We start from the raw sequence: 13,161 nt of genomic DNA, 5'->3' as shown, positions 1-13,161 counted from the left end.
CGGACGGAACATGTAGGCGTTCATCGGCAGGGCGAGCAGCGCGTTCTCGGTGCGTTCCTTGACGCGGGCCCACATGGTGCGGCCGCTCTCGCTGCTGTCGGTGCCCTCGCCGGAGACGTAGGTGAAGGTCAGTCCGGGGTTGTTCGCGGAAGGGTCGCGGCGAGGGTGAAGTCGTGGGTGATGCGGGTGTACGCGGCTTCGCTGCGGCCGGCGGAGGAGATGCCCAGGCAGTAGAAGCAGGCGTCCAGCCCGGTCAGTTGCTCCGTGCGGGCGGACAGGTCGGTGAAGTCGTGATGGACGATCTCCTGCAGTTTGGGGTGGGTGATGCCGAGCGGACTGCGGACCACCACCAGGACACGAGTGACCGAGGGGTCCAGCAGGCAGGCACGCAGCACGCCGTGTCCGACCATGCCGGACGCACCGAATACGACGACGTTCACAGGAGGCTCCGATGCAGAGGGAGTCGGGAGTCAGGCCCGCAGGATCGCGGTGGCCGTGGCGACGATGGTGGCGCGGCGGCGTTCACGGTCGATGTCCGAGCCCACGGCGGGGATGAGCGGGGTGTTGCTCAGGGACAGCAGAATCATCAGATCGCGCAGTTCCTCGGCGGGTAGCGCCGTGGTCACCAGGCCCTCTCAACGACGCACAGTTCGCCGGAGGCGCGGTCAACTTCAAAGTCGCTCGGTTCACGGGCAGTGAAGTGGATCTATCCGGCGCGGCGTTCTCTGGCTGCACAGTGGACTTCTCCTCCGACCACTTCGCCGCCGGAACCGTTGCCTTCGTCAGCAGCCAGTTCTCCGGCGGCGCTGTCGCCTTCAACCGCGCCGGGTTCCGGGGCGGCACGGTCGACTACTCCAGCGCCGTCTCCTCCGGCAGCACGGTGTCCTTCGAGAGTGGTCGATTCTCCGACGGCACGGTCGACTTCGCGGGTGCCCGGTTCGGCAGCGGCTTGGTCGACTTCAGCATGGCGCGGTTCTCCGGCGCAGCGATTGACTTCGACAGTGCTCAGTTCTCCGGCGCAGCAGTCAGCTTCGGCACTGTCAGCGGCGAGGCACCACCTGGCCTGGTTCCGGCGAGCGGGGCGCCTCTTCCTGCTGGCCTGACCCTGCCACCCCACTGGTGAGCCATGTCGTGCCATGCCTACCATCTGGCGCCCACAGGTACCGGCACGACTGTGACGCCGGAGAACCCCTAGCGGGCCGTCAGGGGCTTGTGGTGCGTCAGGGGGAGAGGTGGGGCGGCTTTTCGTCGGCGCGGCCCCCAGCTCCGAGGGTCCGCCGCAGTGCCGGATCCGTTGCTGGGTGGGCGCCGAGCACGGCCCGGGACGAGTACGGGCGTCCGACCGTGGGGCCGTGGACTGAGCAGCAGACCGAGGTGTACGAGGAGGCGTGGCGCGTCTGGCGTGGCCGCGCGGCCGACGTTCAGTTGGCGATCACCAAGTACGCCAAGGACGAGGACCCCGCCCGAAACGACGTCGAGGCAGACGTGAAGAAGCAGGCGCGGCATCCGGAGTTGGCGTCGGCCTGATCTACGGCGCGGTGCTGGCCTCTCGTTTCGACCAGGCGGCCAGCTCCTCGTTTGTCTCGGTGTCGACGAGACGGATGCGTGCCCCGTCTCGGCTGCTCTGCTGGTGCACGAGACCGGCGAACTTGCGGCGCGCGGTCGATTCCTTGGCCCACCAGCCCTACGCGGCCGGCTCGTCTTCTGTGCTGAGGGTGAGGCGGTACCGGCCGGCGTCATCCATGAACGGCACCCGTTCTGACGAGCACGGTAGGCGCGGCCGGTTCGGACAGTACGCCCGGCGTGTGGCCTCGGCAGAACCGACCAACCGGGGGCCGCTTCCCGTGTCGGCCACCCGGGCGCTGTGGCAGGTGACGCCGCAGATCACGCATCCGGCCAGGAGCGCGAGGTGGTCCCGCATCTCCTTCCATGAGGGGGAAGGCGGCGCGGGTTCGAGCCGGTCGGTGTCGACGCCGTGATGCCGTAGGAGTTCGTCCACGTCCATGGCGCCCGCCCTTCCGTGGTCCTGACGTGGCAGGGGAAAGCCTACGCCGTAATATCGAACACGTGAACGACTCCGCACCGTCCAAGCTTGATCTACTGCACTTCGCGCGCCGTGTCGTCGTCCAACAGGCAACGGCGGCCATTGCACAGATCGACGCCTGGATCGCGCAGGAAGAGGCACGCGAGGTGCGGCAGCAGCAGGCCGACGAGATGCGACCGCCTCCGCCTGAGTGGGTGGTCGAGCGCGGCCTGCAGAAGACGAATCTGGTCGCCGTACATGCGGGCGACTGCTGGACCGTACGGAAGAGCAGCCGATGCATCGGGGTATCGCAGGCGCAGGCTATCGACGCGTTGCGGCAGCAGGTACCGGCATGCTGGCACTGCCGACCGGACACGGAGCTCGGCTTCCTGGAGTAGCGCATTGGGCGGACAGTTCGCGGATTCACGCCCCCCTCCCTAATGACTCGCGCCGTGCGCGGCGAAGGGAGTCCGTGCAGGCCGTGACTACGGCCCGCGCCGCTGGGGCCCAGCCGTGTGTGACCTCGTACCACCAGCGTCGTTGGACCTGGTGGCGTGCCTGGTCGCGTCCCCCTCCCTGTGTGGACCGGCGTATCCGCTCGAGGGATCCCGTTTCCTTGCGCGCGGGATCCCTCGAGCGCACCGCGACGGCGTCACCGAGCTCGTACCACGGTCAGCACCGCGTGTCGGGTACTCCCCGCCAGCACCTTGACGACCGGACCGTCCCCAGAGAGCATCTGGTACACCTCACCCTCGATCCTGCGGCTGCGCCCGATCGTGCTCGAGCTGGCCAGCTGCTCGTCGATCTGAGTGGCGAGGACGCTCGTGAGTCGCTGCGACAGGGCGATGCGGCCATCGGGCAAGCGCACGGCGAGGTGGTGAGGGCGGGCAGGCGGCCGGCGAACCCCACTACCGTGCCGTCGAGGGTGTCTGCGTGCCGCTGCCTCCGCCAGATGCGCCGATTGCCGCGGTACGGGCTGCTCTCGTGCTTCCAGATCAGGCCCTCGATGCCCTGATCCCGCAAGACCTCGTACCAGAGGTCTGCGACGTCCCTGTCATCAGTCGCCGGTACGGCCTGCAAGGGCGGGCCCAGGTCCTCCAGGAGCTCGAGCAGAAGCTCGCGTCTGCGGAGCCAGGGCAAGTTGCGGACATCTCCGTGGTCTGGATGCTGCAGGAGGTCGAACGCGGCGTACGAGGCGGGGCGGTACTGAGCGAGCACTCGAGCGCGGCCCGGACGCGATGCGTTGCGGGCCTGCACGGCAGCGAAATCGGTGCGGCCACCGACGTACACCACCGCCTCCCCGTCCAGGACCGTGGCAGGGCGGAGCTGCATGGCGGGCACGGCCAGATCCATCCACTGGCTCGTGACCTCGCGGCCGGCCCGAGTATGCAGGCGCACCGCGTCGGGCAAGCGCCAGATGGCCACCCGGTGACCGTCGAATTTTGGCTCCGCCCACCACCCCTCCCCCATGGGCGGGGAAGTCACCGGCTGGGCCAAGGCCAGCGACGCGGGGTACTCCACACCCCCACCTTGCGCCCGCTTCATCGATCCCGCGCGGCGACACCACCATGCTTCCCACCAGTACCAATGCCGTGATGCTTTTGGTGATCTTCGCTCGGTCGAGTGAAGATCACCAACAGCATCCATTCCGTGACGGTCAGGATCGTGGTTGGAGTTCTGCAGGCCCGAAGGCCAGCACCTGATCCCGGGACGGCCGCTCTCCAGCGCATTCCGTACCGCCTTCAATGCCCCGGTGAGGCCCCGACGACCGCTCGTTCAGGGAGCGCTGGTGCTTGCCGTACACGCCTCCTGCCCGCTTGCGGCAGTCCGGGTACCGGTCTGGACGTGAGCAGTGAACACCGCCTCATCGACCGGCTGCTGGTTATCCTGGGCCTGCCCGCGCCCGGGGTTGCCGCACGAGGCCTTGCCGAACCTCAGTCGCCTGCGAAGAAGTCGAGGTAGGCCTGGGCCAGGGTGGTCGGGTTCTCGAGCGCGATGTTGTGTCCGGATGCGGGGATGGTGACGCCGCGGACGTCGCGGGCCACTTGCGCGAGCTGTCTGGATACTTCGTCGCCGAGATAGTTCTGAGCGCCGACGGCCAGGACCGGGCAACTGATCGGGTCGGCGTAATGCGGGCGGTTCTGTTCGGCGTCGGTCTGGCGGGCTCGGTACATCTCCAGGATGGCCTTGGTGCCGCCCGGCTGCTCGGCAGAGTGCACGATGTCGTCGATGTCCTCCTCGGTCAGAGCGCTGGGGTCCCACATCTGACGTCTGGCGTAGTACGTCCAGAAAGGCCGTTCCCGTCCGGCCAGCAGCAGTTCGGGCATGTGCGGCAGGCTGAAGAAGCTGAAGTGCCAGCCGGTGCGGCCGTCGTCGGCGGCGAGTGAGGGGTCTTGCTCGCCGCCCGGCAGTCCAGGGCCGGCCGGCAATCCCGGCAGGAGCGTTTCCTGGAAGACCAGTTGGTGCACCCGGGGCCGGTGGAAGGCGGCAACGGCGTAGGCGATGGCCGCCCCCCAGTCCTCGCCGACGACGCGGAACTGGTCGAAGCCCAGGTGGGTGGCCAGTTCGACGACATCGTCGGCCATGGTGGCGGTGTCGTAGCCGGTCAGGGGACGCTGGGAGCCGCCGGCGCCTCGGTTGTCGACCGCGATGACGGTGTAGTGCGGGGTCAGCAGGGGCACGACGTGGCGCCAGTACGACATGGTCTTCGGTACGCCGTGCACCAGGAACACCGGCTCGCCGACGCCGCCGATCGCGTAGTGGATCTCCACACCGTTGACTTTGGGCTTTCCGTGTGTGAGCCGGACTCCGGCGTGGTCAGTGAGGTTCATCGCGGCGACCGCCTTCTTTTCTTCGGCTGTGCGGGCGCCGACCGAGTGGCGGATCTTCCGGGGCGGCATCTCTGTTCTGCCGTTGGCCCGGCGTCCACGGTCGGCGTGGCAGTTTCACCCGGTACAACCGCGCCTTCGTTGCCGCTGATGTCGCCTGCGTCGCACCTGTCTCAGATGGAGCCCATCTGACGATCAGATGGTCGCGGCATGGGTGCACCGGCGGCCGCGCCACTTCTGGGTCCACAGGGCTGCGTTGGCCAACAGGCGCCGGGTCAACTGTCCGCGGGGTGAATACGCAGCAGCTGATCGGCGAACTGCCGAGCTGCCGGGCTGGTCTCGCCCGCCGAGGGCAGCATCAGGTAGATGTGCCTTTCCAGATGCACGCCCTTGACCGCGATCAGCCGCAGAACGCTGTCCGGTGCGGTCAGCACCGGGTACTGCAGGCCGACTGGAGCGAAGCCGATACCGACGCCTGCGCTGACCAGTTCGAGGAACAGTTCCCAGTCGCCGACCTCACAGACGACGCGGCGCTGTATTCCTTCGCCGGTGAACGCGGCGTCGCTCAACAGGCGGGCCGTCCACCCCGGGGGTACCTCGACGAACCGCTCGTCGGCCAGTTGTCCGATGTTGACCTCGGTGCGCTCCGCCAGGCGATGATCGGCGCGGCAGACGAGGTGCAGCGGCTCTCGCGCCAGGCGGGTCATCCGGATGCCCGGGACCTGGCTGACCGCGGGTCCGATCACGCAATCCAGTTCTCCGGCCCCGAGCATCGACATCATCGTCAGCGCGGGCGCGTAGTGCAGGCGCAGGTCGATGCCGGGATGGTCGCGAGTGAACTCGCCGAGATAGGAAGCGAACGGCACCAGATGCTGAGCGGAGAGCGAGACGCCGAGGCGCAGTGTGCCGATGAGCACGTCACGGGTGTGATGTACGGCCTCTTCCGCCTGCGCGGCGCTGGTCACGGTCCGGCGGGCCGGGCCCACCAGAGCCTCGCCGGCCGCAGTGAGCCGGACGGGCCTGGTCCCGCGGACGTAGAGGGCCGTACCGAGTTCGCGTTCGAGGGCCTGGAGCGAGTTCGACAGGCCTGACTGCACGATGAGTTCGCGCTTGGCGGCGCGAGTGACGCTGCGTTCCTCGACCAACGCCAGGAAGTGACGTAGCTGTCTGAGTTCCATCGGCCACCGCCTCTAGGACTGAATTGCAGCACATCTGGACAGTTCCATCTGCCAGACAGATGCAGTCTATCTGTGCGCGCTGCCGCCGGACCGCCATCGAAGTTCCGGCGGGCGTGGTTGACGCCGACGAACCAGTAAGGAACACCGCCAGGACAGGGGATTCGCCCATGGCAGACCACCCGAAGAATGACGCCACGCCTCGGCACGCTGCGAGCGGCTCACAACGGACCGCGTTTGTCGTCTCGCTGATCTGCACCGCCCAGTTCGTGCTGCAACTGGACTTCAGCATCGTGAACGTGGCGCTGCCGTCGATCCAGCGGGAGCTGGGCATGCCTGCAGCGGAGTTGCAGTGGATCGTCACCGGGTACGCGCTTGCGTTCGGATCGCTGCTGCTTGCGGGTGGCCGCCTGGCGGACCTGCTCGGCAGGCGGCAGGTGCTGGCCCTGGGCCTGGCCCTGTTCGGGATCGCGTCGCTGGCCTGCGGGCTCGCCCAGTGGCCGATCATGCTGATCATCGCCCGGATCGTGCAGGGCGCGGCCGGGGCGATGGCCTCCCCGGCCGCGCTGTCGCTGCTGACGACGACCAATGCAGAAGGGGCCGCCCGTAACCGGGCGCTGGCGATGTGGCAAGCCACCACCGCGGCGGGCGCGACCGCCGGGATCGTGGCCGGCGGCCTGCTCACCCAGTACCTCGGCTGGCGGGCGGTGTTCCTGATCAACCCGCCGGTCATCGCCATCATGCTCGCGCTGGTACCGCGACTGCCGGCCGCGAAGGGGTTCGGCAGTCGCGGCACCATCGATGTGCGCGGGGCACTGCTGGTGACCACCGGCATCGCCGCGCTGATCTTCGGGCTCGGCAGCGGGCAGCAGCACGGCTTCACCGCGCCCGACACCCTCGTCACTCTCGCCCTGGCCGTGTTTCTGACCACGGGATTTGTGTTCGCGGAGAAGCGGTCCGCGGCACCCATGCTGCCGCTGTCGATCCTGGCGGAGCCGGCCCGGCGGGCCGCGATCGCGGCAATGCTGCTGATCGGCGCCATCCTGGCCGGCTACGTCTACTTCGCCTCGCTCTACCTGCAGAAGGTGCTGGGGTTCAGCCCGGTGGCGACCGGCCTGGCGCTGGTCCCGTCGACCGCCACCGTCGTGCTCGTCTCCACCCTCGGCACCCGTCGCCTGCTGGCCCGGTTCAGCATCAGGGGCCTCCTGCTTGCCGGGCTGGCCAGTATGGGCGCCGGACAGCTGTGGCTTGCCCAGATCACCGCCGGGGCCAGCTACCCGGCAGCGGTGCTGCCCGGCCTGGTGCTGACCGCGGCCGGGGTCGGGCTCGCCCTGCCGGCCGCGTCGATCGCGATCACCAGCGGAGTCCGGGCCGGCGACCAGGGACTGGCCGGGGCTCTGTTCACCACCAGCCAGCAGACCGGCGCCGCGGTCGGCCTCGCGATTCTCGCCACCGCCGCTGCGGCCACCTCTGGCCACAGCAGCTCTCTGGTGGACGGCTACCGCCTGTCGTTCCTCATCGCGACCGGTCTCGCAGTCCTCGCCGCGATCATCGTCGCGCTCCAGCTCAGCTTGAAACCCCACCGCGTTGAAACCGAGCACCAGCACGCCGACGGACCGCCCGCCGCGCCGACCGAGGCACAGCTCGACACGAAGTGACAGGTGCAACGGCAGCCTGACCGGCAGCGTCTGCCCGGCGAGATGTTCGCGGGGCCAGGGGCGTGTCATCGATTCGGAGTGCGACGCAGGCTCGGCTGTGGGTGAGGGATCCGTCATCAAGGTCGACGCGCCACACACCTCGTCTCCGCGAACAGTCGCATCACCGAGGTTGGTGCCATCTGGCAGCCTGTCTTCGCCGACAGAGGTGATCTGGCCGGCCCGCTCGGATGTCCGCCGGACCGAATGGAAGACCCGAATGGACAATTCAACGCCAGCGGTGACCGACCGGGCACCGATATCCGACAGCTCACAGCATCCGCCGGATGCAGCTATAACGCCGTCTTTGAGCACCACGAACTGTTCGTGAAGGAACTGAGGGTGGTAGTGCCGTGAGGTGGTTGAACGCGTTGATGAGTTCGTGCCGCCAGGGCCAGGTCGCGGCGATCCGGAGGCGAAGGCGACGGCTGCCGCGAGTGATGCGGGAGGTTGCGTGCAGCAGCCGGTAGCGCAACTTCTTTGGCTCGGCGGTGGCCAACTCTCCTTGCCGCAGCAGGGTCTGGGTCCAGGCGAGCAGGTCGGTGGCGGCGAGGGACAGCTCCAGCCATGCTTGGTTGAGGGGGAGGTGACGGGAGATCCTCATCAGGTCGATTACGGGGCCACTGTCACCCAGAGGACTCCCTGAGTCACGCTGGTGCTCTGGCCGCTGGGGTCCGTCCTAATCCGGCTTCGTTCGTCGCTGTTGGTGTCAGTCGTTGGTGTCAGACATCAAAGGCCCCCTTGCCGCTGAGCCAGCCAGCGGTGAAGCAGGGGTCGACCAACCTGCTGTTGCGTCGGTGCCAGCCGAGGAGGAACCCGTGGGATTTTCAGGCCACCTGGTCTTTGCCCGTAGCAGGCGTCCGTTGCTGCAAGCTCCCGTGTTCGAAAGCATCGATCAGGAGCTGAAGGACACCGTGCATGCGTGGCGGCCACGACCGGGCGGCTGGCAGACCCTCCAGTTCGATCACGGACTATGGGAAGACGACTATCTGTCCGCCCTGGTCGAATGGACCGGCACTCCGGCCTGTGTCGCCGACGTCTCTGATAGCGACCTCGCCCTCGTGACTGGGCTGGGAACCAACGGGCAGCGTTGGCAGGCATGGCTCGACCTGGACAACGCTGCGGCACTCCTCGTCGAGGAACCAGAGGACCTGGACGACGTGAGCCTGTGGGTGGCACACCGGAGTTCAACAAAGCCGTGAGGCGCAAGCGCTCGGGGCTCGACGTGGAAGTTCCGTCCGCCGCGGAAGGAGCCCTCGCTTGGGCCGCATCGGCTGGCATCTCAGCCACAGCGCAGCAGCGCCGGATTGAGGAGTTGCGGAGCTCACGGGAGACCTTTGCCGAGGACCTCTTCAGCGTGCTGCTGGACGAGTTGGGTTTCCCCAGGCCGCACAGCACTCGTCAGCATCATAAGAAGCGGCTTCTAGTCCACCACCCACCCCGGCTCCCATCCCGTACGCCGTCGACCCACACACCGTGAAGCGGGCGTGGTTCCTGGCGTCCAGGTGGAGCGCGCCACTGCACGAATATCCCACAGCTACGCCTCTCACAGGCTGCTTTACGATCTATAGGAGCTTCCAAGCGCCAGGGGCCGCGTCTGCTCGGTTCTGCCTGGGTCGATGGCGGACGGGATGGGAGCTCCCCGCCCACGCCACTACGGACCCGCAGTCGGAAGCGGCGCCCCCTCCGATGAAGCCGAACTGGACGAGCCGGAGCTTTACGTCGACTTGGAGTTGGAGGACAGGGAGGCGCAGATCCGCGGCCTACTCCGCGGCCACCTTCTGCGGGCGCAGCACTGCACCAGGCTCCTCGACCACGAGGCCGATGAGCGGGGTCATGGCTGGCGCCCCTTTGGCTTCGTTCACTTCAAAGGACAGCGTTTGTTCGGCAGTCTGGGAGGCGGTTGGCGGTCCTCATGCCCGCCGGTGTTCACGAGAAATGACGGCACTCGACCTTCGCGGCGCCTGCTACTCAGTGGCAATCCAATCGCAAGATGTTGCTGGCTTCAGGGATGATCGCAGAAGAGTTTGAGCATGGTGGAGGGGCGACAGCATGGCGATCAGTGGGCTGCATCCGGAGAGGACGGCTCGGCTTGAGGCGCTCGTCAACGAGTGTCGGCCGCTGCTGACCGGTGACGGCGGGATGGCTGCTGTGCAGCAGCTACTGACTGAGCGTCGAGTCGAGGTGCTCGATGCGGTGGTGATCACGCGCGAGTTGCTTGGGGCGGGTCCCAAAGCCCTAGGCGAGGCGAAGACGATCGTCCTGACGAGTCCAGGTAGGGGGCGTGAGCTGCCAGTGCACGATCAGTTCATGGATGCCGTCGAGCAGAACGACGACCACGCTGAACAATGAGGCAGATCCCTCGTTCATTGAGTCGTCAGTCCGCCGCCGGGACGACGGACTCTGAAAGCGGACGAGCGCAGGTCAGCTGGCTTTGGCCGACTCCTCGGCTCGGGCTCGGGTGCTGGCGAGGCGGTAGGAGTCGGTGCCGGTCTCGATGATGGTGCCGTTGAAGGTGAGGCGGTCGACCGTATCCATCTTCTGCGGTCCTCGTTGGTCTTCACGGTGGCGCTCAGAATTTCCAGGTGCTGCCTTGATCGTTCAGGTGCGAGGAAGGTGTGCCGGTGACATCCCAGTTGCGGGTGATCGAGGGCGGTGCCGTCCTTCTGGAGCCAGTGACTGTCGATCCGTGGGAGTTCCAGGCCGAATGCGTCGAGGCGTTCGTCGCCTCGTGGCGGGCCCGCGGGTTCAGCCCGGTGACGGTCGAGAACGACATTGGTCTGCTGGAGCGAACGCTCACTGCGCTGGGCTGGCCCGCGTGGGATGTCACCCCGGAGGACATCGACCACGTCGTCGGCGACTTGGCCCTCGCCGGGCGGGCGGCATCGACCCGGCGCGAGTATGCGCAGATCTTCAAGGGCTTCCACCGGTTCCTGCAGGTCCGCAAGGCCGTTGAGATTGAAGCGGGGTTCGGCGTCCGTCTGGTCTGCCCGGTGGACGAGTTCAACGCTGCGCGGCATGTCGGGGACGATTCCCCGGCTCAGCTGCCGCCGCCGACGCCGGAACGGGTGGCGGAGTTCTTCGACTTCCTCAAGTCCCGGATCGCCACCGCTCGTAAATACGGGCCTGCGGCCTGCGGCGGGCCTGCGCGACCCACAACTACGAACGCGGCGTGGACCTCGTGGCGATCCAGCAACTCCTCGGTCACTGGACGGTCAGCTCAACCATGAGATACGTCCGGCCGTCCGCGACGTGCATCGAGGACGCCTATCGCCGCGCGGTGACCACCACGCTGGGCGAACTCACCGTCGAGGAGGGCAACCCCGCATGAAGATCCGATGGCGCCTGCGCATGGCCGCCGCCCAGCGTGAGGTGTGGACCGGCACCCAGCTCCGGCGGCTTCTGGCCGAACGCGCCGGTCTGCAGATGTCCTCCGCCTCGGTGTCCGCGCTGTTCACCAAGGAGCCCTCACAGGTGAAGATGTCCACCTTGATCGCGTTGTGCACCGCGCTGGAATGCACTCCCAACGACCTGTTCGAGGTCGACACCACTTCCGCCGAGCGTCCTGCCGCGCCACCCCGGCCAGTCGCTGACCTGCCCCAAGCGGCCTCTGCCCGCGGCCGTTCGATGCCGCCGCTCTGACTCGGGCGACAACGTGGGCGTCAGACAGAGCGACTGCATCGGCTGCGGAGCCCCGGTCGGCTTCATCGCCCGCCAGTACTGCTGCCGCTGCACAGCCCGGCAGAAAGAGACCGCAGCCAGGGCCACTTGCCCCCGCTGCGGCCAGCAGCGCGTCCTCCAGGAGGACACCGGCCGGTGCATCACCTGCTCACGCGTGTGCACTTCCTGTGGTCACCCAGTGAGAGACAAGACATCAACGTTGTGCCGTGACTGCAAGCGCAAGACGGAACGCGACGCGGCCAAGACGCCTTGTCCTCGATGCGATCGGCCCGGCTATCTGCGCGAGGACACCGGCTGGTGCGGCCATTGCTCGCGTCCTCTCCAGACCAAACAGCCGCCCCGGACCTGCCGCTAATGCGGCCGGGTGCGGCGCCATGCCGGGCTGGGACTGTGCTCAGCCTGCTGGCAGCGTCACCCCGACCGGCCCTTCGTCCGGGTCGAGACCGAACTCGGACAACCTCCGGACTGGCCGCGGGACTTCACCACCGATCTCACCGCCAGGCACTGCGTCAGTCGCGCCTGCACGATGATCACTGCCCTGGGGCGACTCCTCCTGGATGACCAGCCCAACCACCCGCAGGCTCTGCTTGAACGCTCTCGTCGTTCCGGACGCTCGATGGGCTCCCTCGCCCGCGCGCTGGAGACCTTCTTCACCGGTCACGGCATGGCCATGGCAACGGATCAGGCCGAGCGGCTCGCGGCAGGCCGCCGACAGCATCGTATCGATGCCGTCCCCGAGAGTCTGCGGCCATCGGTGGAGGCGTTCGCCGCCTTCATGATGCACTCGGTGAGAGGGCCCGCCGGGCCGGAACAACTCGCAGCGATGCGACCGTCGAGGCGGCCCTGGCCATCATGCGTGACCTCGCCCGCTTCCTCGCCAGCGGACGCGGCAAGCGGGACTGGGCGCTGACCGACGTCTACGATGTCGAAGCCGTCCTCGTCGGCTCGCCCAAGGCACGCAAGCGTCGGCTGGTCGTGCTCGGGCAGTTCTTCCGTTTCGCGCGTTCTCGGAGAATCGTGCTCGTCGATCCCTCTCACGCTCTGACCGCCCGAGGTCCCAGCGGCTTCACCGGAGCGACGCTGACACTGGACCAGCAACGCGTTTTGTTCCGCCGCTGGACCACCGGTCCAGCCGTCCACCCGCACGAGGCCCTGCTGGGCATGCTCGCGCTGTTGCACGGCGCCTCAAGTCGCGAGGTCAAGATGCTGCAGGCCTCTGACCTCGACCCTCATGCCCGGACCACCCGGCTCGGCGACCGCCCGCATCCGGTCGCCCTGGATCCGGCGTCCTGGGCAGTGCTGGAACGCTGTCTGGCTCACCGCGAGGCCCAGCGGACCGAAAATCCCCACGTGATGGTCACCCGTCAGACGAAGCCCGGCCGGGGACCGGCGTCCACCGCCTATGTCAGCCACGTCCTCGATGCCTGCGGCTTCCCGCCCCGCATGATCCGCTGCACTCGACTGCTCGACCTGGTCAGCACCATGGATCCCAAACTCGTCGCCGTAGCCTTCGGCATGGACCCCGAAGGCACCCTGATCTATCTCGCAGACCACGTCGATGCGGGCCGTTTGCCGGAGCGGTGAAGACCGGGCATTGGTGGTAACTGAAGCCGCAGGACGCCAGGGGCCCGATCTTCGAAGATCGTGATCAGCCAGTCGAACTACCAGCTGCGCATCGCCGCCCGCGCCCGCGAACTCGTCGACCAGGGCACCCCCATCGAGGCCGCCTGCCGCATCGTCATCCTCGAAGACCAGCTCGA

Annotated in this window: 15 protein-coding genes and 4 pseudogenes; 11 read left to right on the top strand and 8 right to left on the bottom strand. The window is 67.7% G+C overall.

Annotation, left to right across the window (positions count from 1 at the left end):
- Positions 1-128 precede the first annotated feature (128 nt).
- Positions 129-440 (bottom strand): hypothetical protein, encoded by a 312-nt coding sequence (locus ADL25_RS50720; protein ID WP_234381016.1) that lies wholly within the window; start codon positions 438-440, stop codon positions 129-131.
- A 30-nt stretch (positions 441-470) separates the two neighbouring features.
- Positions 471-626, bottom strand: coding sequence for a hypothetical protein (locus ADL25_RS49095; protein ID WP_159044983.1), 156 nt, complete (start codon positions 624-626; stop codon positions 471-473).
- Between the two features lie 110 nt (positions 627-736).
- On the opposite strand from ADL25_RS49095, the gene ADL25_RS23800 reads away from it, so the two are divergent.
- From ADL25_RS23800 to ADL25_RS23785, 3 genes are all read left to right on the top strand, one after another.
- Positions 737-1,123, top strand: a complete 387-nt coding sequence (locus ADL25_RS23800) for a hypothetical protein (protein ID WP_059129840.1) — start codon at positions 737-739, stop codon at positions 1,121-1,123.
- Positions 1,124-1,344: 221 nt separating this feature from the next.
- The gene (locus ADL25_RS23795) at positions 1,345-1,527 is read left to right on the top strand and encodes a hypothetical protein (RefSeq protein WP_181922946.1); all 183 of its coding nucleotides are present in this window, start codon (positions 1,345-1,347) and stop codon (positions 1,525-1,527) included.
- 540 nt (positions 1,528-2,067) lie between these two features.
- A complete protein-coding gene (locus tag ADL25_RS23785) occupies positions 2,068-2,421 on the top strand; it encodes a DUF6233 domain-containing protein (RefSeq protein ID WP_059129838.1) in 354 nt (117 codons plus the stop codon).
- A 254-nt stretch (positions 2,422-2,675) separates the two neighbouring features.
- Here the strand turns inward: ADL25_RS23785 and ADL25_RS50715 are convergent, their stop codons facing one another.
- From ADL25_RS50715 to ADL25_RS23770, 4 genes and pseudogenes are all read right to left on the bottom strand, one after another.
- Positions 2,676-2,891, bottom strand: coding sequence for a hypothetical protein (locus tag ADL25_RS50715; protein ID WP_234381018.1), 216 nt, complete (start codon positions 2,889-2,891; stop codon positions 2,676-2,678).
- A gap of 146 nt (positions 2,892-3,037) precedes the next feature.
- A pseudogene (locus ADL25_RS50710) lies at positions 3,038-3,493 on the bottom strand (ATP-dependent DNA ligase); the annotation flags it as partial.
- Positions 3,494-3,957: 464 nt separating this feature from the next.
- Entirely contained in the window at positions 3,958-4,854 is an 897-nt protein-coding gene (locus ADL25_RS23775) for an alpha/beta fold hydrolase (RefSeq protein WP_059129899.1), read from the bottom strand.
- 272 nt (positions 4,855-5,126) lie between these two features.
- Positions 5,127-6,029, bottom strand: a complete 903-nt coding sequence (locus ADL25_RS23770) for a LysR family transcriptional regulator (RefSeq protein WP_063805726.1) — start codon at positions 6,027-6,029, stop codon at positions 5,127-5,129.
- 167 nt (positions 6,030-6,196) lie between these two features.
- Here ADL25_RS23770 and ADL25_RS23765 point away from each other — a divergent pair, with 167 nt between their 5' ends.
- On the top strand, positions 6,197-7,684 hold the full coding sequence (locus tag ADL25_RS23765; protein WP_059129836.1) for an MFS transporter: 1,488 nt from the start codon (positions 6,197-6,199) through the stop codon (positions 7,682-7,684).
- Positions 7,685-7,991: 307 nt separating this feature from the next.
- Here the strand turns inward: ADL25_RS23765 and ADL25_RS46425 are convergent.
- Positions 7,992-8,300, bottom strand: a pseudogene (locus ADL25_RS46425) (transposase); the annotation flags it as partial.
- A gap of 238 nt (positions 8,301-8,538) precedes the next feature.
- Here ADL25_RS46425 and ADL25_RS23760 point away from each other — a divergent pair.
- Together ADL25_RS23760 and ADL25_RS23755 are read left to right on the top strand one after the other, a co-directional pair.
- Entirely contained in the window at positions 8,539-8,922 is a 384-nt protein-coding gene (locus tag ADL25_RS23760) for a hypothetical protein (protein WP_234381015.1), read from the top strand.
- Between the two features lie 850 nt (positions 8,923-9,772).
- The gene (locus ADL25_RS23755) at positions 9,773-10,072 is read left to right on the top strand and encodes a hypothetical protein (RefSeq protein ID WP_234381014.1); all 300 of its coding nucleotides are present in this window, start codon (positions 9,773-9,775) and stop codon (positions 10,070-10,072) included.
- A 72-nt stretch (positions 10,073-10,144) separates the two neighbouring features.
- Here ADL25_RS23755 and ADL25_RS23750 read toward each other — a convergent pair.
- Positions 10,145-10,249, bottom strand: a pseudogene (locus ADL25_RS23750) (AAA family ATPase); the annotation flags it as partial.
- Positions 10,250-10,356: 107 nt separating this feature from the next.
- On the opposite strand from ADL25_RS23750, the gene ADL25_RS23745 reads away from it, so the two are divergent.
- The 5 genes and pseudogenes from ADL25_RS23745 to ADL25_RS46415 form a co-directional block, all read left to right on the top strand.
- Positions 10,357-10,950: a hypothetical protein gene (locus tag ADL25_RS23745; protein ID WP_234381013.1), complete on the top strand. Its 594-nt coding sequence runs from the start codon at positions 10,357-10,359 to the stop codon at positions 10,948-10,950.
- Positions 10,893-11,051, top strand: a complete 159-nt coding sequence (locus tag ADL25_RS52245; protein WP_402523807.1) for a hypothetical protein — start codon at positions 10,893-10,895, stop codon at positions 11,049-11,051. Before ADL25_RS23745 ends, ADL25_RS52245 begins: the two co-directional genes overlap by 58 nt.
- Positions 11,048-11,362 carry a helix-turn-helix domain-containing protein gene (locus tag ADL25_RS23740; protein ID WP_059129834.1) on the top strand — a complete coding sequence of 105 codons (315 nt, stop codon included), beginning with the start codon at positions 11,048-11,050 and terminating at the stop codon, positions 11,360-11,362. The genes ADL25_RS52245 and ADL25_RS23740 overlap by 4 nt, the downstream gene beginning before the upstream one ends.
- Positions 11,363-12,253: 891 nt before the next feature.
- Entirely contained in the window at positions 12,254-12,985 is a 732-nt protein-coding gene (locus ADL25_RS50705) for a hypothetical protein (protein WP_234381012.1), read from the top strand.
- A gap of 72 nt (positions 12,986-13,057) precedes the next feature.
- Positions 13,058-13,161 (top strand): annotated as a pseudogene (locus ADL25_RS46415) (MerR family transcriptional regulator); the annotation flags it as partial.

The sequence above is a fragment of the Streptomyces sp. NRRL F-5122 genome, from assembly GCF_001507435.1.
In the GTDB taxonomy this organism is placed as follows: Bacteria; Actinomycetota; Actinomycetes; order Streptomycetales; family Streptomycetaceae; genus Streptomyces; species Streptomyces lannensis.
The sequence above is the reverse complement of the archived record's forward strand: the minus strand, read 5'-3'. Positions and strand labels throughout refer to the sequence as shown.